At 49.9% G+C, this 20,754-nt stretch carries 12 protein-coding genes and 2 tRNA genes; 7 read left to right on the forward strand and 7 right to left on the reverse strand.

Going from position 1 to position 20,754, the window contains the following annotated elements; all coding sequences use genetic code 11:
- The first annotated feature begins 5 nt into the window (after positions 1–5).
- Complete coding sequence (locus DDZ15_RS14660) at positions 6–2,783, forward strand: TonB-dependent receptor (protein ID WP_109647868.1); 2,778 nt, start codon at positions 6–8, stop codon at positions 2,781–2,783.
- 74 nt (positions 2,784–2,857) lie between these two features.
- On the opposite strand, the gene DDZ15_RS14665 is transcribed toward DDZ15_RS14660, so the two are convergent.
- From DDZ15_RS14665 to DDZ15_RS14685, 5 genes are all read right to left on the reverse strand, one after another.
- Complete coding sequence (locus tag DDZ15_RS14665; protein ID WP_109647869.1) at positions 2,858–3,517, reverse strand: protein-L-isoaspartate(D-aspartate) O-methyltransferase; 660 nt, start codon at positions 3,515–3,517, stop codon at positions 2,858–2,860.
- 158 nt (positions 3,518–3,675) lie between these two features.
- Positions 3,676–6,165: a TonB-dependent receptor gene (locus DDZ15_RS14670; RefSeq protein ID WP_109647870.1), complete on the reverse strand. Its 2,490-nt coding sequence runs from the start codon at positions 6,163–6,165 to the stop codon at positions 3,676–3,678.
- Entirely contained in the window at positions 6,143–7,513 is a 1,371-nt protein-coding gene (locus DDZ15_RS14675) for an HTTM domain-containing protein (protein ID WP_109647871.1), read from the reverse strand. The genes DDZ15_RS14670 and DDZ15_RS14675 overlap by 23 nt, the downstream gene beginning before the upstream one ends.
- A gap of 7 nt (positions 7,514–7,520) precedes the next feature.
- Entirely contained in the window at positions 7,521–8,657 is a 1,137-nt protein-coding gene (locus DDZ15_RS14680) for an imelysin family protein (protein WP_109647872.1), read from the reverse strand.
- Positions 8,658–8,740: 83 nt separating this feature from the next.
- On the reverse strand, positions 8,741–9,910 hold the full coding sequence (locus DDZ15_RS14685) for a DUF4856 domain-containing protein (protein ID WP_242979061.1): 1,170 nt from the start codon (positions 9,908–9,910) through the stop codon (positions 8,741–8,743).
- 388 nt (positions 9,911–10,298) lie between these two features.
- Between DDZ15_RS14685 and pckA the strand changes: the two genes are divergently transcribed.
- The 4 genes from pckA to DDZ15_RS14705 all read left to right on the forward strand — a co-directional run bounded on the left by pckA (position 10,299) and on the right by DDZ15_RS14705 (position 14,426).
- Positions 10,299–11,891 (forward strand): phosphoenolpyruvate carboxykinase (ATP), encoded by a 1,593-nt coding sequence (gene pckA / locus DDZ15_RS14690; RefSeq protein ID WP_109647874.1) that lies wholly within the window; start codon positions 10,299–10,301, stop codon positions 11,889–11,891.
- A 189-nt stretch (positions 11,892–12,080) separates the two neighbouring features.
- Positions 12,081–13,826 (forward strand): Na+/H+ antiporter NhaC family protein, encoded by a 1,746-nt coding sequence (locus DDZ15_RS14695; RefSeq protein ID WP_109647875.1) that lies wholly within the window; start codon positions 12,081–12,083, stop codon positions 13,824–13,826.
- Positions 13,827–14,064: 238 nt separating this feature from the next.
- Positions 14,065–14,136: transfer RNA gene (locus DDZ15_RS14700), tRNA-Thr, on the forward strand.
- Positions 14,137–14,353: 217 nt separating this feature from the next.
- Positions 14,354–14,426 (forward strand) — tRNA-Arg (locus DDZ15_RS14705).
- A gap of 77 nt (positions 14,427–14,503) precedes the next feature.
- Here DDZ15_RS14705 and DDZ15_RS14710 read toward each other — a convergent pair.
- A complete protein-coding gene (locus DDZ15_RS14710) occupies positions 14,504–15,778 on the reverse strand; it encodes a dipeptidase (protein ID WP_199222983.1) in 1,275 nt (424 codons plus the stop codon).
- A 243-nt stretch (positions 15,779–16,021) separates the two neighbouring features.
- Entirely contained in the window at positions 16,022–17,263 is a 1,242-nt protein-coding gene (locus DDZ15_RS14715; RefSeq protein ID WP_109647876.1) for a sialidase family protein, read from the reverse strand.
- Between the two features lie 322 nt (positions 17,264–17,585).
- Here DDZ15_RS14715 and abc-f point away from each other — a divergent pair, with 322 nt between their 5' ends.
- Positions 17,586–19,568, forward strand: coding sequence for a ribosomal protection-like ABC-F family protein (gene abc-f / locus DDZ15_RS14720; protein ID WP_109647877.1), 1,983 nt, complete (start codon positions 17,586–17,588; stop codon positions 19,566–19,568).
- A gap of 305 nt (positions 19,569–19,873) precedes the next feature.
- Positions 19,874–20,548 carry a WbqC family protein gene (locus DDZ15_RS14725; RefSeq protein WP_109647878.1) on the forward strand — a complete coding sequence of 225 codons (675 nt, stop codon included), beginning with the start codon at positions 19,874–19,876 and terminating at the stop codon, positions 20,546–20,548.
- The last annotated feature ends 206 nt before the right edge of the window (positions 20,549–20,754 follow it).

Here is a 20,754-nt window from a genome sequence, read left to right on the forward strand (position 1 = left end):
AGAATATGACTCAGGGAATCAGTTTCCGGACATTTTGGATTGCGATTCTGCTGTCGCTTGGAGTGACTTTAACGCTCCGTGCGCAGGAATCTGCTCCGAAAAGCCCCCTGCAGTTCGAATTCTCCGGAGAAAGTATGATCAATGTACTCGACCGTATCGCCCGGGATACGGAAATCGACCTGGTGTATGATCCTGAACTGATCCGTAACATTACCGTATATAAAAGGCTTCGCCATCCCACTGTTACCGAGCTGCTCACCGACCTTCTGCAAGATTACAGGCTCGACTATATCACCCTCTCCTCAGGAACCATTGTTATCGTGAGAGCATCAAGAGAAACGCCCTCATTCGGCACCGTTTCGGGCCTGGTAGTTGACAGTGATACCGGTGAACCGCTGCCCGGCGCTACAGTTTTACTGGCAGATGCATCCGGGGGAACCAGCACAAATCACCACGGACGCTTTGCCATGAACCGCCTGATGAGCGGCACGCATCATCTTATTATCAGTTACATGGGGTATGAATCGGCTTTCAGAACCATCAGGATTGAACCGAATAGATCCTTGCAAGAACGCATCGTACTTACACCCCGGCCAATCGATGTAGAGCCGATTGTGGTACACGCACACAGATCGAGGCTGCCAAGCACCAACAGCGGCGGAATACTCAACGTGCAGTCTGAAGGAAACCGGTCGGGATTTACGGGCGGACCTATCCGCAGCCTCAGCCTTCTCAGTGGGGTGCAGTATGGCCTTCCCATGAAAGACCTCAATCTACAGGGCAGCGATCAGGGTGAGCACCGGATTACACTTGATGGCATTCCGGTCTACAATCCATACAGTTTTGGTAAACTGTTCAGCTCCTTCAGTCCATATGCAATAGGCAATGTTACGCTGCATAAAGCAGGATATGGCACAGCTGCAGGGAGCACAACCGCCGGACTGGTAGAACTAAAGCATGATATACGCCCCAACAGCCCAAACCGACTGACGCTGCAGACTGATCCTTCCTATGTAAACCTTAGAGGCGATCTCTCACTTCCGGTTTCGGAAACCCGTTCTTTAAAAATGTTGGGGGCGCTCCGCACAAGCTACTGGGATCTGCAGCCGGATCCTTTCCTGAAAAATACTCTCAGGAACTGGGACCGGCTTGATCCGCTGATTACCAACGCCCTGATGGATCTTGAGGTGGATGCGGGACGTTACAAACCGCTTGAACACCGGTCCGACCTCTCTACATTTGATCTCCATGCTGCTGTACTTTATGAACCCGATGATTTCAGCCGTCTTCTCATATCAGCCTATGCTGCCAAAAACCGGATTGAGACCGGCCTCCTGAATGAGCAGACTTTCGATCCGGATGTTCAGCGCTACCTCTATGCTGTTGACGGGCATCAATGGTCAAACAGCCTGATTCAGGCCCAATGGAGCCGGATGCTCACTCCCAGACTGGACCTCTCTCTGCAAGCCGGATATTCCGAAAACCACTTTGACCATGTGAATCGTGCAGGCCTCAGCAATAGCAGACCGTCTGACCTCTTTTTTCGAAGCCTTGGCTCAAGCGCTTCTCTGGATTCAGCTTCTCCCGAAACATCACAACCTTTGCCTACACGCATTAACGGCAACACGATACAGCACCTGCAGTTGAATGCAGACGCCGGTTACAGCCTCTCACCCGTCTTCTCGCTTCAGGGCGGTATTCGCGCCGAACAAGTCTATTCCAATGTTTCAATTTCAGAGCCTGCAACCATGATAACCGGCACCGATCAGCATTCCACCATAATCGGAAGCTATCTGAATGCGGAGCATCAGGCAGGTCGAAACTGGCGACTGTCGTACGGTACACGGATTACCTGGCTTGATACAACAAATGATCTCTATGCTGAACCAAGATTTTCAATACAGTACGACCAGCCATCATCGCGCGCAGGCTATTGGTCGCTGAGGGTTGCGGGCGGACTTTACCGTCAATTCATTAACGAATATCGAATTACAAATACAGGCCCAACCGCAATTGTACCCGACATACCCATTTGGTCGCATACCGGCAATACAGCCATTCCGAAAGCATGGCATCTTACTGCCTCTCTCTTAATAGAACCCTCTGAACGTGCATCCGTTACAGCCGAATTATTTCACAAATGGCATCCGGAAGCTAATTTTACGACATACATTGAATCTGATAACCTATCGGGCACCATTACCGACGTATCAGCTTTCGGTATCACCACGGAGATGCAGACATGGGGTGCAGGAATACGATATTCCCAGTATTTTTTCGATGAATCATTGCGGCTGACAGCCGGATACGATTACAGCTTTGCGGAGATCAGCCTGGAAGAGCAGTTTGGCAGCAACGTTTCCACCCCCTGGAATGAGCCCCATCGAGCGCAGCTTTCGGCGCTCTGGAGAATAACGTCCAATCTCTCGCTGGTCACGGGCTGGCAGGGTATCTGGGGGAGAAAATGGGGCTACAGGCGTGCTTACTACAACTTCCTATTATTTGACGAGAGTACAGCCGAATTGAGCAGCCGTTTCAGCAATCCGGACAGGGACAAGCTGCCTGCTTTCCTGCAAACAGATATCACGTTCGTTTGGCAGCCGTCGCTTCGCATCGCAGATCTTGAGTTGCGTGCAGGACTGGTAAATCTGATGAACCGCAAGAATGTTCTGGAAACATACCTTGTACCTGTATATGAAAATGATGTGCGAACGGGATATGAAGAAGAGTACCGCACAATGCCGGGTATCTACCCTGTTTTCAGCTTCAGCATCGATCTCTAACCGATATGAGCAGAAGCCCTTGCGGCGTGAGTTCGATAAAGTCATCGGATGACTCATTCAAACCCGTGACGCATTCAGGCTTTGTCCCAGCCCTTTTTGCCTATGAGGGGTACGAACTTGAAGTGGCTGAGCTGCTCTTCCTCATAGCTGTCCTCCGATACCCTTGTAATTCGAATCATCACCTGACTCTCCTGATTTCCAACCGGCACCACGAGCCGTCCGCCCACGTTCAGCTGTTTCACCAGATCGTCGGGAACAACGGGTGCCCCCGCCGTCACTACGATACCGTCGTACGGAGCGTATGCGCTCCAGCCCATCGTACCGTCACCCAGTTTAAGGTGCGGGCGAAAACCCAGTTCCCTGAGAACCTTTTTGGCGTTGTGATAGAGCTCTTCCTGACGTTCCACACTATATACCTCCGCTCCCATCTGGCAAAGAATGGCGGCCTGATATCCCGAACCTGTGCCGATCTCAAGAATCTTATCCCCTCTCTCTACCTGCAGCAGTTCCGTCTGAACCGCCACCGTGTAGGGCTGTGATATGGTCTGACCGCTCCCGATAGGCAGCGCGCTATCCTCATAGGCGCGGTTTTCCAGTGCCGTATCCACCATAATGTGGCGCGGAACCGTGCGGATTGCCTCAATAACGCGTTCATCCTGAATTCCTTTTGCCCGAACCTGATCTGCCAGCGCTTCCCTTCGCTGCCTGTATTTTCGATTGGATTTACCCTCCATCAGCGGACCCCGTATGATTTGATATCATCCATATTGTTTACAGGATACGGATTTACGCACACTGATTGAAATACATTCATCACCGGACCCGGCGGTTCATTACAGAACGGCTGATCCGGCGGGAAATCAAAAAATTTTTTAAATAACCTGAGATGAAGCTACGTGTCGAAAAGAAATTGCAGGGTTGTATACCAGGTTCTGGGAGGCGATGGAATGATGCCCGGACCCGGGTAGCCGGTGGCACGTCTTGTAAAGTATAAATTGTTAAAGAGGTTATTGATGCCGCTTTCAATCCTGAACCGTCCGGCGCTCCAGCTTACCGACACGTCTGCCACTCCATAGGCCGGAATGGCTCCCCTGATTCCGCTCTGGTTGTCGTTGATATTCCGGGAGGCATTTGAAGCGTCCGTGAACTGGCTTGAAAGGTACGTGTATTGCAGCCCCGCAAGAAAGTTTCTGTACCCCAGGGAAGCACCCGCCTTGAGGTTCAAAGAGGGTACGAATTCAACATGATTCCCTTCCACGCCCGGAATTTCTGAGTCCAGATATTCCGACCGGGTAACTGCTGTATTGAGATAGAGATTGAACCGGGCCTGGGTTATGCCTGGACGAAATGTGCCCAATACATTCCACTCCACAAGTGATTCAACACCGGCCATAAACGCCCTTCCAATATTCCCGCGAAAGCGAACCACACGGCCTGTCTCAACCTCTTCACCGGTGGCGTCCACGCGTGTTTCAGCCCTCAAAACCTCACCTAAACGGTCATCATACATCAAACCAAAAGCGCCCGCTTCAAACGAAAGCCATTCTCCCAGCCTGCCTCTCACCCCAATGTCGCCCGTAAATCCACTCTCATCCGTAATGTCAGGATCCACCTGGAACGACGGATTGACAATGCGGATATCGTTAAACGTGACGGATCGATAGTTCTGTGAAAAGTTTCCATAGAACTCAATGCCTGGGTCCGGCAGGTAGCTGAGCCCGATTCCAAGAAGCACGAATTGCCGGTCGAATTCGCGATTCTCCTCAAAGGTCCTGTTCAGAATGGGATTTCCTGAAAGATCAAAATTGACGCGCTTGTAGCTTCCTGTACTCTCTGTCTTAATATATTCGTAGCGGAAGCCGGGTGTCACTGAAAAGTTGTCTTTCAGGTAAAGAATATGCTCTCCAAACAGTGCCAGGTTCCGGTTCGGGAAATCAAAATCGGACTGATTGGGATAGTCGGGGAAGGTATCGTTTGCAAGTGTAAAATCCGGGGCAGCGGATGCACTGCCGGGACCTTGCACTGCACGGTTATCCGACTTGTAGAACTTCGATCCGATCAAAAATACGGCATTGCGTGAACCGACTGTATACCGGTGTAGAAATCGTGCCTCTGTTCCCCAGTTGCTGAAATCACCAATAATGAGGTCGCGGGGCGCGTCCGGATCGTCCTGTTGAGAAACGCGATTTGTGCGGAAACCGACCGACTTTCTGGAGGCATCAAGCCCGTATGCTACGAGACTGAAACGTGTTCTGAATGAAAACCGGTGATCCAGCTGAAGAGATGCAAGGCGCCAGTCCACTGCAAACCAGTTTCGCTCCCGGTTGCTTTGGAATGGATTGTTGATAAACTGTACATCCGTGAGCCCGCCCGGCTGCCGGGCCAGGTAGGTCAGATATGTTGCATCCAGGCTTAACCGGGTTTTCTCAGATAGTTCTGCATCCAGGTAGAGATAGAGGTTATCTGAATCAAAGCCCGAATTCGGTCGAAAGCCATTGCCTTCCTTGTAATTGTAGTATGCATAATAACCGACCTTCCCCGCATTTCCGCTCACGCTGTTAAAAGAGGTCAGCAGTCCGTTTGAACCTGCGGTTTGCCGGGTGCGAAGTTCAAACACCTCGTTCGGATCCGGCTTGTTCATCTGGAAATTGACCAGACCTCCGAACTGGGTTCCATACTGCAGCGATGCGGCTCCCCGAATCACCTGGATCTCCTCCACCGCTTCTGCCGGTGGTGTATAGTAGCTTTCCGGGTAGCCCAAAACATCCGCGCTGATATCATATCCGTTCTGCCGGATGTTAAAGTTGGATGACCTGTTGGGGTCCAGTCCCCGACCACCGATATTGAGTTGCAGCCCCGCATCGTTGGATTCGAAAATGTTCAATCCTGACACCTTCGCATAGACTTGCCTTGCATTGTTGGCTGCTTTATTTGCAAATACCCGGTTCAGCGCTATCACTTCATTTTTCTTGCCCGCAAAAATGGATGTTCCCTCAACTTCCCGAAGCCGCCTGATGGAAAACATGTCTTCACGCTGGTCCATCACTGTTACCTCGGTCAGCTCGCGAGCCAGTTCCTCCATTTCAATATTTATTTCCTGATTTTCGCCTCGGATCTCTACATTTCTGGTTACCACTTCATAGCCAAGCAGGTAAAAATAGATCGTATATACCCCGTCCTGAAGGTTGCCCATTCTGTATGTCCCTTCCTTGTCTGTGTTTACCACAATACCAGCACTGTTATTATATACATCCACCTGCGATAGAGGTTCTCCGCTCGCAGAGTCTGTAACCTTGCCGGTGATCGCATTTTGGGCATTCACCATACCGGGTAAAACGGCCAAAAAAAGTACAAGAAAACTATAGGCCTTTAATCTCATCATTAAATGGTAAAATCCAGTCTCTGTGTTTAAATGAAGGTTCTATTTCTGAAAGATCCCGTTCCGGATCCACATATGGCCGGCTTGGCCGACCGTTCAGAGCCACATAACTCTCTGCATATATTTCAGGATCTGATATTCCTCCTTCCCGGTAAATATCTTCGAGAAAATGAGCATACTCCAGAATAAAGTCGGGCTGTGTTGCCATCTGTTTTTCCTGAAAAGGGGTCAAAAAACGGGAGTTGTCTATAGCCATGCGCGTGCCGGTTTCAGGATCCACAACCCAAAACTGTGCGTAGCCTGCTTTTTCCATGAGCATTACACGCCAGGAAAAACGATACCCCTCTTCCGTCCAGAACAGTTCACCCGGGTAGAGCAGATACCGGAACGGCATCAGAAGCTGAACCAAAAAAAAGACGCCTATGATTCCGATCGACGCTTTCCTGAAGATGCTCTTTTGAAATCGATACGCTTTCCCGTTTTTGAATATTTCCGCAGGTACCCGAAGCAGTCGGGCAATGGCTTCAAGGATTTTCTGATGAAACCCCGGATCGAAAAAAATCAGTGCAGCTCCAATCATGATGTAGGGAAACATGCCGATAGGAAAGAGAACCCTGGTAAGAAGATGAAATATGATAACCAGTATAAATGCAAACCAGCGTGTTCGCTTCATCAGCAGCAAGAATGGGATTGCGAGGTCGTACAGGGCTCCTCCCCAGCTGAACAGATAGTGAACCCATTCTTTTTGAAGCAAATCACCCAATAGCGGAATTGAGTACTTGGCGGGCAGCCAGATCGCAAGAGGCATGGCATGAATCAGCCACTCCGAATTGAGCTTGGCCAGGCCTGCGTAGAACCAAACGATACCCAGAAGCAGCTTGATGGAATCGATACTCCAGGATGGAACCAATTCTGACCGGAGCGAGGGGTTCCGGCGCGCATCCAATGAATAGTAGGCGTGAGCCGGAAGAAAGATCATCAAAAAGCTGAGTATGCTTATAAAATAGTAGTGATTCAGATAGGTCGTTTTATCCATCAGCTCTATGTAGGTAAAGCTGAGGAAAAAGGTGACCATAGCCAGCCGGTACTTAAACCCCGCCATCACAAAAAGAGCCGAAACACCGCAGATCAGAAAGATCAGATAGGTCCAGTCTCCAATGGGTTTTACCCATTCAAAACCGTAGTAGGAGAAGAAAAAAGCAGGTTCAATATAGAGCTTTGAGATCCACCCGTTTGCAGCAAACCGAACCACGCTGACCGCCATTAGCAACCCGAACACAATCCGGAAAAGAGCCAGCGGGGCCGCGTGGGAGTGCCGGTTCAGGTAGTCTCGGGCAGATTGAACAAACATAAGCTATTTAATCACCATCGGCGTCCACATAGTCAACACTGATGTTTAGCGCCTGCAGCATATCCACCTTCATGAAAACAACATTTTTTTGCAGTTCATCGTAGGCGTTGAGCATGCGGATATTGTCGTTCTCAACCTGGTCGGCAAAGTTTTGCTGCAATGATTCAAGTTCGCTTCTGGCACTCTCAAACTGACTGTTTATAAGCACACTCAGCTGTGAACCGTCTCTCCTGCTGTCAAGATAGTCAAGGTAAGAGTTCAGGCTTTCACCGCTTCCTGTACCGTTAACGTGGTTTCCGTTGAAAAAATCCTGAACGGCACTGAGTGCCTCAAGTGCAAGCTGCCTTGAAAAGCTTCCGTGATACAGTGCCTCAACGTGTGTTGGAAGCGGCGTTCCCGAGAAGACTCCAGCAGGTATGCCCACTTTCCCGGCCCGAAGCCATTTTTCATAGTAAAATATGTAGTCGTTCACCATCATATCGATCGACGCATTGGCCCCGTTACCGCTATTGTCTGTAAACTCATCCCGGTAGCCGGTTTCCCATGCATTCAAAACGTTTCCAGCGAGGCCCGCTATACGGGCACTTAGCGTCTGCAAATAGCTGCGGTACAAAGGAGCATCGGCACCTTCCGAGTACAAGGCAAGAATTTCGGCTTCGCTTCCGGCGGCCCCATACAGCAGATAGTCGAGTGCCGGAAATCCCTGGGCATCAAGCTGCGACGGCAGATCCAGATTGATATCGTTCAGGGATACATTTTCTACAATCTGCGCTGTATCCGACGGGTAACTGTTCAGGTAGTTTCGCAGATTGATTCCCTGAGCTCCCACCTGCATGGCAGGGCCTATTTCGTACATCGAAACCTTCTGGAAACTCAGATATGCGGTTTCAAATGCATTCCGGAGCGCCAACAATTCATCTGCAGCCGGATTGGCTGAAAAATCTGCTGCAGCCGACTCCAGCGCTTCGGCATCGGCCACAAAGTTTTGGTAGGCCGGTACAATCAGGTTATCGGCCCAGTTAGTCAGTATGGCACTTCGATCAAAATCGTCGGGGTCGGGTCCCAGGGGACCATCATCCGTACAGCCGTGCATAAGCACAGCGGTTGAAAATATAAGAAGTGTTAAAATTGAGTATCTCTTCATAGCGGATGTTCAACAAATTTTAAATGCAAAATGGTCCCCGCTCCAGGCAACCATTTTGCAGAATCAAATTCTCGGATTACAAATTATCCCGCAGCCTCTTCAATACTAAAATTGAACGGTGCAGCGATATCATCTGAAAGTGCATCCAGGGTTTCAGGGGTCAGGTCCCAGAGACCATTGGGTCCATCACCCAGCATTCGATCTAAGAAAGACTGAACTTCACTGCCGGTGAAATAGGGTTCATCCGAACCGGGAACGCGCGTGAACTGCAGGCTGTAAATAAATCCGTAAGCTTCGGAAAGGTCATGGAAAATGGCTCCATAGTCGGGAGAGTTTCCTTCCAGGATAGTTTTGGCAGACTCGAGATAAAAAACTGCGCGGATACCAATGATCTCCGATATTCTTTGACGTATAATTTCAGCCTGCTCGTCGCGTACATCGTAGGCGCCTGCCACAATAGCTGCACGACCCCTTTTGAACGCATTGAAAATTTCCTCTGCAATTCCTGCAAAATCATCGTCATTTTCCACACGGCCAAGGTATTTGTCCAGAAAACTGTCTGCACTTCCCAGTTCAGTCAGCGGATCGGCCTGATTCGACGCTGCACCGAAAAGATATCCATAGGCTTCATCCCACTTATGTTCCATTGTTGTATAGCTGGTACCGTCAACAAGCACTTCATTGTCATTGTCTTCGCGGTTGGTACCTGCATCCAGTACGGACGAACTCAGATAGTTATTCAGCATCTGGTCTGTCATCAGCGCACCGATCAGTGATTTGGTGACCATCTGATTGTACTCCAGACCCTGCGCATTAACATAGCGTACGGATGTGCCGTCAGCAATCTGACCGGCCTGACCCGGTGAGGCAAGTGTATTTTCGTTCGGGAACACTTCGCTTACCTGGCCTGAAATCCATGATTCAAACTCATTCCTTATCTGAACGCTTTCAGAGGCATTTGATGAGAAATAGTCCTCCGATGCTGCAACTTTCTCCTTGATGCTCTTGGTTTCGCTGTTCAGCTCCGGATTTGAGAACGGATCTGCATTGCCACCCGACGCATCCCGATTGCGATACATCTGGAGCAGCAGGCTTTCTGTCGCGCCGTCAAAGTCCATCATGGTGCTGATCAGCTCTTCAGCCATCAGGATTCTTGCGGTTTGTCCGGAGAAGCTGACTGTGGATGAGCCGTTCCTTGTAAATTCATAGACCTCAGGTTCGTCTATAGCGACTTCGGTGTTGTTGTCATTCACACATGATACCAATATGAAAGCCAGTAAAAATAGTGGGATAGATTTCTTGTACATCTTAGTGAAAAGGGATATTTGTTTGTGATTCTTTATTTAGAAGGAATCTAAAGTAAGGGCATGCAGAACGAATATCAACCTCTATGTAGACTAAATCTAAATTAAAATTGCCTCTTCTAAATCCTCAACGGGATCTGTTAAATGTCTATTTCCGCGCCGTGAAATTTTTCTGAAAATGAACCCCCTCAATGGGTGGAAAAGCTCTGATAGGTACTGATTTATGATTATATTGAGTGAAAGATCTACGGCCATTCAAAATTCTCGATGAAAATTTTTTTACGAATAAATTAAAAAGCTAAAACTGACTACCATCTCAATACAAAACAACCAGATTATGACGAATACTGAACTTGATCTCTCAAAGCACAGTATTACTGTGAAAAACATTATCAGAAACCCTGCTCCATCCAGATTTTATGAGGAAGCCATCAAATTCGATCCCGGCTCCGCCATCACAAGTGACGGTGCTCTTGCTGTCCGATCCGGTAAACGGACGGGCCGAAGCCCGGCCGATAAACGGGTTGTTAATACCGATGGAATCAGCGATGACGTGTGGTGGGGAAACATCAACATTCCACTTGATGTGCATACCTTTCGCATTAATCTTCAGCGCGGTATAGACTACCTGAATACACGCGAAAGGCTCTACGTTACGGATGGATTTGCAGGGTGGGACCCGAAATACCGGCTTAAAGTCAGAATAATCGCAGAGCGCCCGTATCACGGCTTATTCATGCAGAACATGCTTATCCGTCCCACTGAAGAGGAGCTCGCTGAGTTTGGAGAGCCCGATTTTGTGGTTTACAATGCCGGTAAATTTCCTGCCAACCAGTTTACGGAAGGCATGACATCCGACGCCAGCGTGGACGTCAATTTCGACACCAATGAAATGATCATTCTGGGTACGGAATATGCGGGTGAGATGAAGAAGGGCATCTTTACGGTAATGCACTATCTCATGCCGAAAAGAGATGTACTTTCCATGCACTGTTCAGCCAACGAAGGCGACGACCCCTCTGACGTGGCACTCTTTTTCGGTTTGTCAGGCACAGGTAAAACCACTCTCTCTGCCGATGCAAGCCGAAAACTGATCGGTGATGACGAGCACTGCTGGAGCGATAACGGCGTCTTCAACATTGAGGGCGGATGCTACGCCAAAACCATCAATCTCTCCAAGGAGAAAGAACCTGAAATTTACGATGCCATCAAATTCGGCACGGTTCTGGAAAATGTGATCTACGATGAGAAAACCAGGGAGGTGGACTATGATGACACCAGCATCACCCAGAACACACGTGCCTCCTACCCGATTGAGCATATCTCCAACGCTAAGATTCCATGTATTGCGGGTCACCCGAAAAACATCATTTTTCTGACCTATGACGCTTTCGGAGTACTACCTCCTGTTAGCAAACTGACCCCGGAACAGGCCATGTATCACTTTATCAGCGGATATACCGCAAAAGTAGCCGGTACGGAAGTGGGCGTCACCGAACCCCAGGCCACCTTTTCTGCATGTTTTGGCGCAGCATTCCTTGTATGGCCACCCTCTAAATATGCGGAAATGCTTGCCGAAAAAATGAGGGCGCACAATACCAGTGCGTGGCTTATTAACACGGGAATTACCGGGGGTGCCTATGGCACAGGCAGCAGGATCAATCTCAAGAATACCCGGTCTATTGTTGAGGCCATTCACAATGGTGAGCTTGAAAATGTACAAACGAAACCAGATGAAGTATTCGGTTTTGAAATCCCGACCACGTGTCCGAATGTTCCGTCTGATATCCTTCTTCCAAAACAGACGTGGGACAATCCGGATGAATATGACAAGCAGGCGAAAAAACTGGCAGATCTCTTCATTAATAATTTCAAAAAGTATGAAGAGGACAGCAGCGATGAAATAATCAACGCAGGGCCAAACGTTTGACCCCACCTGCATGATATAAATCCCCGACGGGATACTTCTTTAACCGGACGCATCCGGATCTCAGGATCCGGATGCGTCCGGTTTTTTTATGCCTTATGCTTCCCGGGTCCTTCGCCAATTTTCCAATTGTATTTCTCTACAATGCTTGTATTTTCTTACATCCTTTTTTCACTTATCACATGATTGCAAATGAAGAAATTCGGACTCATTGCACTATTTATGGTTTTGTCGACGCTGCTCGTTGGCTGGCTGGATCTGCAGGCATTCACCCAGGAAGGACCTGAATCGTCCGGTATATTCGGTACCTGGATCAGCCTGATCCCTCCGCTGGTAGCCATCGGCCTGGCGCTGATCACGAGAGAAGTCGTAGTTTCGCTTTTTGCCGGAATATGGATAGGTGCCCTGATGCTTGTAGGCCTTGACCCTTTCGAGGGAACAGCCCGTTCCATTGATGTACTGACGGATGCACTTGTAAATGCAGATCATGTTGCCATCGTTGTTTTCAGCTTGTTTCTGGGAGGTATGGTTGGCGTGATTACACGCGGGGGCGGCACGCAGGGAATTGTGGACAAAATCGGGTCATTCGCAGATACCCGTAAAAAAGGACAGATTTTTTCCTGGGCATCGGCCCTCTTTATCTTTTTTGATGACTATGCCAACACGCTGATTCGCGGCAATGCCCTTCGCCCGATAACAGACAGGCTGAATATTTCGCGCGAGAAACTGGCCTATATCGTTGACTCCACGGCAGCACCCCTTGCGGTGAGTGCAGTCATTACCACATGGATCGGTTTTGAGATTACTCAGATTCAAAACTCATTGACAGGCATTGCTGAAATAACCACCGACCCGGTGCTTTCTGAACAGCTCCTGGCCGGTGCAGAAAATGCATTTATCATTTTCCTGCACTCCATTCCCTATCTATTCTACCCTATCCTTGCCCTTATCTTTGTACTGATGACCATAGTGATGAATAGAGAGTTTGGACCAATGCTGGAAGCCGAACGCAGGGCCTACTCCGGCGGGGGTGTTTTGCGGCCTAATTCCAATCCGGCCAGCGATATGAGTCTGGATGCGCTCCAGCCCCTTCCGGGTAAACCCAAGCGATGGTACAATGCGGTTCTGCCGGTAGGTTTTGTGATCCTGGTTGCACTCTATGGGCTGTACTCCACGGGTGCTTCAGCGCTCGCGCCCGGCGAACGTGGTATAACCGCCATAATTGGCAATGCTGACCCGTTTGCAGCACTTCTGTGGGCATCTTTTACCGGATGTGTGGTAGCGATCGGCCTGCTGCTTGTTCAGCGTATACTTACCATCAATCAGGCCATTGAATCCCTCGTCGGCGGTATGCAATCGATGCTGATGGCCATTGTTATCCTGGTCTTGGCCTGGGGGCTGGGCGGTATTACGCAACTGATCGGCACAGGGCCTTATCTGGCATCGCTGCTGCAGGAATCACTGCCGCTTTCACTGCTCCCCGGCCTGGTATTTTTTATTGCAGCGCTTACAGCGTTTTCGACCGGAACATCCTGGGGCACCATGGCCATCCTCTTTCCTGTCGTGGTGCCGCTCTCCATAGCGATGGGTGCGGGCATCGGATTTGCCGGCGGTGAAAATTACGGTATTCTGCTGGGGGCCGTTAGTTCCGTCATGGCAGGTGCGGTTTTTGGCGATCACTGTTCTCCGATCTCTGACACTACGGTACTGAGCTCCATGAGCTCTGCCTGCGACCTTATTGATCATGTGCGTACCCAGCTGCCCTATGCGCTGGTAATCGCTGGTGTCGCACTGGTTGTGGGAGAAATCCCCGCCGCTTTTGACTTCATCCATCCTGTATTCGGGCTGATTGCAGGAGTTGTTATTCTCTACCTGATCCTCAAATTCTTCGGCAAGAATCCGGAAGAAGGTGTGGAGGCGGCCCCGGTTGATATCTAGTTTCGGGATCGGGGTTAACTCTTTGTTAAACGCAGAAGCGCCAAGTTCGCGGAGATTTTTTGTTTGCCACGGAAGCACAGAAAAGGTTAGGGATGTTTAAATCGATGAATTGATAATTACAAATAACTCCGGGTCTCTGTGGCAAATTTTCTCAGCGTTCCTGGTGGCACCGCGGTGAAATCCTCTATTCATAGCTTCCAATTTTTCCAAATTGCCTTTATCTTAAAAGTCTTTGCATGCCGGAGTAGCTCAGGGGTAGAGCAATTCTCTCGTAAAGAATAGGTCGTCGGTTCAAATCCGATCTCCGGCTCAAAGAAAAGGGTAGGTCGCCCCTCCCGAAAGTTCGGGATCGGGGTCTCCGGCTCTAAAAGATTCACCGCAGAGACGCGAAGGCCGCAGAGTTTTGTAAGCCACGGAAGCACGGAAAAAAGTTTGCAGTGACGGAAATAGTGATTTGAAGAATACAACTAATTCCGTGCCTCTGTGGCAAATTTTCTCCGCGTTCTTAGCGCCTTTGCGGTGAAAATGACCCTGTAGTTCAACCGGATAGAATAGGAGCCTCCTAAGCTCTAGATCTGGGTTCGAGTCCCGGCGGGGTCACTGTCATTTGCATAAAAAAAGGCCGGAACACTCCGGCCTTTTCCATTTCAGAAATCCAAAAAGAGTGAATCACCACCTCACTCAAAATCCGTTATCAGCACTTCTGACGGTCCACGTTCTTCTCTCAGCCTCTCGGATACTTCTTCTGCACCACGCAGAACGCGCAGCATATTCAGCCCTGCAATCTTCTCCAGATCTTCCTCACTGTAGCCGCGCTTAAGCAGTTCTGCAAACAGATCGGGATAGGTGGAGACATCTTCAAGGCCCAGGGGCAGGGATGAGACACCGTCGTAGTCGCCTCCGATGCCGATGTAGTCCACGCCTACCAGGTCGCGGATATAGTCGATATGATCGGCAACCTGCTCAAGCGTTGATTTGGGCGCTTCGTTTTCAGCCTCCCAGGCCTCCATTGCCTCGCTGATCCTGTCGGGCTGCCCGCCCCACAGCGATTCCATTTTGGCACGGTATCCGTTTCGCTCTGCGTAGTACTGCCGCAGCTCCTCGGAAGTGAAGGACTCCACAAAGGTAACCATCACCAGGCCGTCTTTTTCGGGAAGCATCATGATAACATCGTCCGGTACATTACGAGGATGACCCGATACCGCACGCGCATTGGAGTGTGAGAACATCACCGGGGCTTCCGTAACCCGTAGTGCATCCTTCATGGTTTCCGGGGTCACGTGCGAGAGGTCCACCATCATGCCAAGGCGGTTCATCTCGCGAATTACTTCCTCACCGAACTCCGTGAGTCCGCCGTGCCGGGGCTCATCGCCGGCCGCATCGGCCCAGTCGAGCGTGCGGCTGTGGGTGATGGTCATGTAGCGCGCACCCAGTTCATAGAACATGCGCAGTGTGGCGAGGGAGTTGTTAATGGAGTGGCCTCCCTCCATGCCAATCAGGGATGCAATCTTTCCGTCTTCAAAAATGCGCTCCACATCATCGGCTGTCAGTGCCATCTCAAACACATCCGGGTAGCGCTCCGTCATTCGGTGCACGAAATCGATCTGCTCCATAGTCTGCTTCACAGCCGTGGGTTCCGGAATCCCGGCAGGCACATAAACCGACCACCATTGGGCACCCACCCTTCCATCTCGAAGTCTCGGGATATCGGTGTGCATGGGTCGTTCAAACTGTGTGGTGTCGTAAAAGTCGAGTTCGGAAAACTTGTAGCCAACCCGGTTGCGGTACTGCCACGGAGCATCGTTGTGTCCGTCAAATAGCGGGACGCTTTCAAGGATTTCAATGGCTTGCTGACGATAGTCGTCATTGTCGGTCTGTGCGGAGAGGGATCCGCAGCCGACCAGCAGTGTGGAGAAAAGAACGAGAAGAGTGATTCGCATGTCTGAAAGCATAGTTGGATGGTTATGAATGAAATGAACTGGGTGTTTTTAAAAATCTAAACATCTATTCAAGATCTAAATCTACTATTTCTCGCAGATGTTCGCAGAGTTTTCCGCAGAGTCGCGCTGATTTTGTGTACAGTGTTTAATTATAACGACTTGAGAAGAACACTCCCCTCCTTGCGAAGTAGGGGATACTTATAAATGACTCTCACCCAGTAAATTGACTACTCTGCTATTTCGAAAATAGTTTCTTCACTGGCTGTAAGGAACCCTGGCCGTTCTGACCTTTAGGTTGGGATCCGTCTGGGTCCATGCAACAAGAATAAACTCCCCGGCATCCGCAAGCCTCGGAAATCCGCTGTTGCGCGAGGCTCCGGTCAATCCCACCCGGAACGGCATTGCGGCCGTACCATCTGGTGATACCTTTCTCATGGTAACTTCTCCCAAACCGTTCACGTTGGCCATCCAGCTCACATAGATGCTGCCCTCTTCCGTCAGAAGCAGATCGGACCTTCCAAGGGTGTTGCCGCCCGCAATAACCTGCGGTTCGCTGAACGATTCCCCCCTATCTGATGATATCGCGAGCTGTACCCGGGTGGAATCATCTGCGCCGGTATACCATGCCACAGCCAGCCGATCCTGGTCGGCAACAATCCGGGGTCCGTTCACCGGGCAGGCACTGATCTGCCAGCCGTCATTTGCAACCGCATCGGGTGTGCTCCACTCACCGGTTTCAATATTGTATGTTGCAAGATAGATATCACGAATTTCGTCTTCAGTCCGGTTTCTGTACACAGCATAAACCTCACTATCGCTTTTTACAAGGTCAGTCTGGCAGCAGTCACACACCGAGTCGTCGATCAGTCTCGGACGAATCACCTCGCCCGCCGGCGTAATTTCAGCCGAACGCAGAGTCATCGCCTTGCTGAAGTCGCTGTACTCATCGTGGGCGCGCCCGGCCGTCTCCCGGCCGTCGAGCCAAATCACCAGCGTATTCCCGTTGCCCAGCGGTTCCATGCTAACAAATCCATGTTCGGTAGGGGTACCGTCATTATGAGGTGTTACAGTTTCGCTCCATCGGTCTCCGTTTTCATCGCGTAAGGCCACCTCCACATTATACGCATAGGGCCCTCCCTCAATCTTTCTGAGCCAGTGGGCCGCTGTTGCAACCCCTTCGTGCCCTACAACTGAGGGAAAGTCGGCCCAGTTGACAAAAAATTCTGTACCAACCTCCACCGTTTCAGGTTCTGTCCAACGTCCTCCAACCATTCGTGAATACTGAAGTGCATAAATATCCTCTTCTATTCCCATGATCCAGCTCATATAGATCGTACCGGAATCATCCGTGTAAAAGTTGGGGTATCGTGAGCCCACATCCGCCGGATTGGTGAATGTATATTCAAAAACAGGCCGCTGGCGTTCTTCACCGCAGGATGAGAGAAGAACGAATCCGAGAATCGTTGTGAGGATGCATAAAAATCTGGGCTGTGTCATGAGAACGTGTTTAAATCAATCCGTAATGATGGTATTTTACCGCCTTCCGTACAATCCGGCCTGAGTCAGAAGGCCTGGTCGGGTAGAACGTGCAAAGTATAAGCCATAAACGGGATAAAATCCTGTTCGGTGCATTTTTTAACTGTTGAAAGGATTTTCGCTTAAGTTTCTCGCAGATGATCGCAAAGTGAAGTGCGGACGTTCGCAAATTTTGACTCACAGTTTGGATTTTTGTGACCGGTAAATCTCTCACCTCCTGGTGAAGGAGGAGAGAATGGAACCTGATATAAAATTATCTAAAAACCCCTGATAACTTTTTCCCATGCTCCACATTGACGGCATAACCCTGCATTTTGGCGATCGTCCGCTGTTCGATAACATATCGGCGATGATCAATCCGGGTGAGCGAATTGGTCTTGTAGGACCCAACGGCGCCGGGAAATCCACCCTGCTAAAAGTGATTGCGGGCGAACAGCCGGTTGATGAAGGCAAGATATCGATGAGCAACACAGCCACAATAGGGTATCTGCCCCAGGATGGCGTGGATCCTGACCCGGGGCTTACTGTCTTTGAAGAGGTTGAAAAGGCTTTTGAGGAAATTCTTGAATTGCGCAGCAAAATCGACATAATCCAGAAGAAACTGGATACGCTTGACCCTGAAAGCGAACATCACAAAGAAGCGCTGGAGGAGTTCGGCAAGATTCAGCACCGGCTTGAGCATTCGGGATCATACACGCTTAAAACCGATATAGAGAGAATTCTTACAGGTTTGGGATTCCGTGAGACTGATTTTAACCGTTCCACAACGGAATTCAGCGGGGGATGGCTGATGCGTATTGCGCTGGCCAAACTGCTGTTGTTAAATCCAACCTATCTGCTGCTCGATGAGCCTACCAACCATCTCGATATTGAATCCCTTCAATGGATAGAGTCGTTTCTCAAAAACTATGAAGGCGCCGTAATACTAGTTTCTCACGATCGTGCATTCCTCGACTCAGTAACCAATCGCACACTTTCGTTAAGGCGGGGGCAGCTTGAGGACTATGCCGGCAACTATTCTTTTTATGAGAAGAAGTATGCCGAACAAAAAGAGCTTCTGAAAAAGCAGTATGAGAATCAGCAAAAAGAGTTAAAGGATACCCGCGAATTCATCGACCGGTTCCGGTATAAAGCCACCAAGGCGAAGCAGGTTCAGAGCCGCATCAAGCAGCTGGAGAAGATGGAATTGATTGAACTTGAGGATGAGCAGTCTGAGATTTCCTTTCGTTTCCCCTCACCCCAGAGGTCCGGACAGGTTGTTCTTACACTCCTGAATCTTGTTAAGCGCTACGGTGACAATACCGTGTTCAATGGAATTGATTATGAGGTGGAACGGGGCGATAAAATAGCGGTCGTGGGACCAAACGGCGCCGGCAAGTCAACGCTGATCCGGATTCTGGCAGGAATTGAGCCCATCACTTCAGGTAAGCGCGAAGCAGGGTACAATGTGACCGCAGGGTATTTTGCACAGCACCAGGCCGAAGAGCTGAATCCTGCAAATACCGCCCTCGATGAGATGAAAGACGCGGGTACCAGGGAATCCGAAACGCGGCTTCGAACCATTTTGGGATGCTTTCTATTCACCGGAGATGACGTCTTCAAAAAGGTAAGGGTGTTGTCGGGCGGTGAAAAAAGCAGGCTGGCCCTGGCCAAAATGCTGCTGAATCCGGGTAACTTTCTCATTTTTGACGAACCCACCAACCATCTTGACATGCAGTCGAAAGGAATCCTGAAGCAGGCACTCCAGCAATATGAAGGTACTCTGATGATTGTATCTCACGATCGCGATTTTCTCGATCCCATCGTCAACAAAACGCTGGAGGTGCAGCCCGGACACATCAAAACGTGGCTGGGTAACGTGAGTTACTATCTCGACAAAAAGCAGGAGGAGGATCTTTCAAACCTGAATCGTGAGAGCGGCCGGGAGAAGCAGCGGGCATCAGACGGCAATCTCAGCCGAAAGGAGCAGCGTCGCCTGGAGGCCGAAATGCGCAATGCGCTTTCCAAAAAAGTGAAGCCGCTCAGGGAACGGCTTGAAAAGATTGAAAAAGGCATCGAGTCGAGGGAAAACCGAAAGTCTGAGATCGAGTCCCTGATGGCCGATACCGGATTCTATGACGACCCAGAGAAGGTAAAGGAGGTCTCTCTTGAGTATGAGCAAGTCAAACAGGAACTGGCCGATCACCTCAACAAGTGGGAAGACGTTGCCGGACGCATCGAATTCATTGAAGAAGAGTGGGCCGCGGAGCACCAGGGCAGCGGTTGAAAAAGTCTTTATAAAATCGTTTTTCCAGCTTTTGCCTTTCGAGCAAAGCAAGAATGATCCCCTCCATTTTAAGGAGGTGCCGGGGGTGGTTTCAAATCTTTGATTAGATTTACCATTGAATCATTCGTTTAAAAACCTTGATCAACCACCCCTTAATCCCCTCCTTGAAAAGGAGTGGAGATATCATCAACTTGCTCCGAACCTATTAACATATTAGATAATCTGCGCGACTCCGCGCATTCTTCTGCGCAAATCTGCCCCGCAGGGATGCATACGGCGCGAGATACCATAAGGAGTCCATCACTTTGAAACTAGCCATTCTCCAGCCCGTCTTTATACCCGATCTGCACGACCTTGCCATGATGCTGGCGGCCGATATGATCGTCTATCAGGATTCCGAGACCTGGTCCAGAAAAGGTCGCACGCACAGGGCACTGATTCGCACGCCCGACGGAACAGACTACCTCAATGTACCGGTCAGAACAGACGACAGGAAGAAGCCCATTCGGCAAATCCGGATCGATCATGCTGAAAAGTGGATTGAACCCATACTCAGATCATTGGAATACAACTACCGGAACAGTGTTTACTACGATTTTTATGAGCCGGAAATACGTGCAGATTTTGAAATGGGTCACCAGTTTGAACTGCTTCTGGACTTCAATCTCTTTCTGAGGAACCGCATCCTGCGGTTTATGGAGATTGATATCGGTGCGAAGACACACCACTCATCGGCCATGGAGCTTTATCATTCAGACCCCGACAAACTTGCCGGGAACCTGGACGCGGACACATACTGGCAGGAGCACGGTTCGCGCCACTACATGCGCCAGGGCAGGAATAAGGAGAAATTCCGTTTTACCCACCCCCGCTATCGTCAGCACTTCGATGGGTTCCATCCCGGCTGCTGTCTGCTCGATCTGCTGTTTCAGTATGGACCGGAGAGCTTCAGGATTGTGGATCAACTGATTATAGAGTAGGGTGCAGTCTACTACGCTGAAGCTATGTAAGATCAGGAAAGCTTTGTTGACCGGGGAGTGCAGCGAAAGCGTTACTTTTGCAACAGCTTACTTTCAACTATATCAGTATCTTTTCAGTTATAAACTTCGACAGGCAACAGTTCCCGAGGGTTGGGAGCAACGGCAACAGTCAACCGGCAAAATTGACCCTTTCGTGATTTTTCTGC

Origin of the sequence: Rhodohalobacter mucosus (assembly GCF_003150675.1) — a bacterium.
Lineage (GTDB): Bacteria > Bacteroidota > Rhodothermia > Balneolales > Balneolaceae > Rhodohalobacter > Rhodohalobacter mucosus.

What these genes read in the sequence shown, in the direction of transcription:
- DDZ15_RS14670 (WP_109647870.1), bottom strand. Translation starts at nt 6,165, where the DNA reads ATGATGAGATTAAAGGCCTATAGTTTTCTTGTACTTTTTTTGGCCGTT.
- DDZ15_RS14665 (WP_109647869.1), bottom strand. Translation starts at nt 3,517, where the DNA reads ATGGAGGGTAAATCCAATCGAAAATACAGGCAGCGAAGGGAAGCGCTG.
- DDZ15_RS14715 (WP_109647876.1), bottom strand. Translation starts at nt 17,263, where the DNA reads ATGACACAGCCCAGATTTTTATGCATCCTCACAACGATTCTCGGATTC.
- pckA (WP_109647874.1), top strand. Translation starts at nt 10,299, where the DNA reads ATGACGAATACTGAACTTGATCTCTCAAAGCACAGTATTACTGTGAAA.
- DDZ15_RS14680 (WP_109647872.1), bottom strand. Translation starts at nt 8,657, where the DNA reads ATGAAGAGATACTCAATTTTAACACTTCTTATATTTTCAACCGCTGTG.
- abc-f (WP_109647877.1), top strand. Translation starts at nt 17,586, where the DNA reads ATGCTCCACATTGACGGCATAACCCTGCATTTTGGCGATCGTCCGCTG.
- DDZ15_RS14695 (WP_109647875.1), top strand. Translation starts at nt 12,081, where the DNA reads ATGAAGAAATTCGGACTCATTGCACTATTTATGGTTTTGTCGACGCTG.
- DDZ15_RS14710 (WP_199222983.1), bottom strand. Translation starts at nt 15,778, where the DNA reads ATGCTTTCAGACATGCGAATCACTCTTCTCGTTCTTTTCTCCACACTG.
- DDZ15_RS14660 (WP_109647868.1), top strand. Translation starts at nt 6, where the DNA reads ATGACTCAGGGAATCAGTTTCCGGACATTTTGGATTGCGATTCTGCTG.
- DDZ15_RS14675 (WP_109647871.1), bottom strand. Translation starts at nt 7,513, where the DNA reads ATGTTTGTTCAATCTGCCCGAGACTACCTGAACCGGCACTCCCACGCG.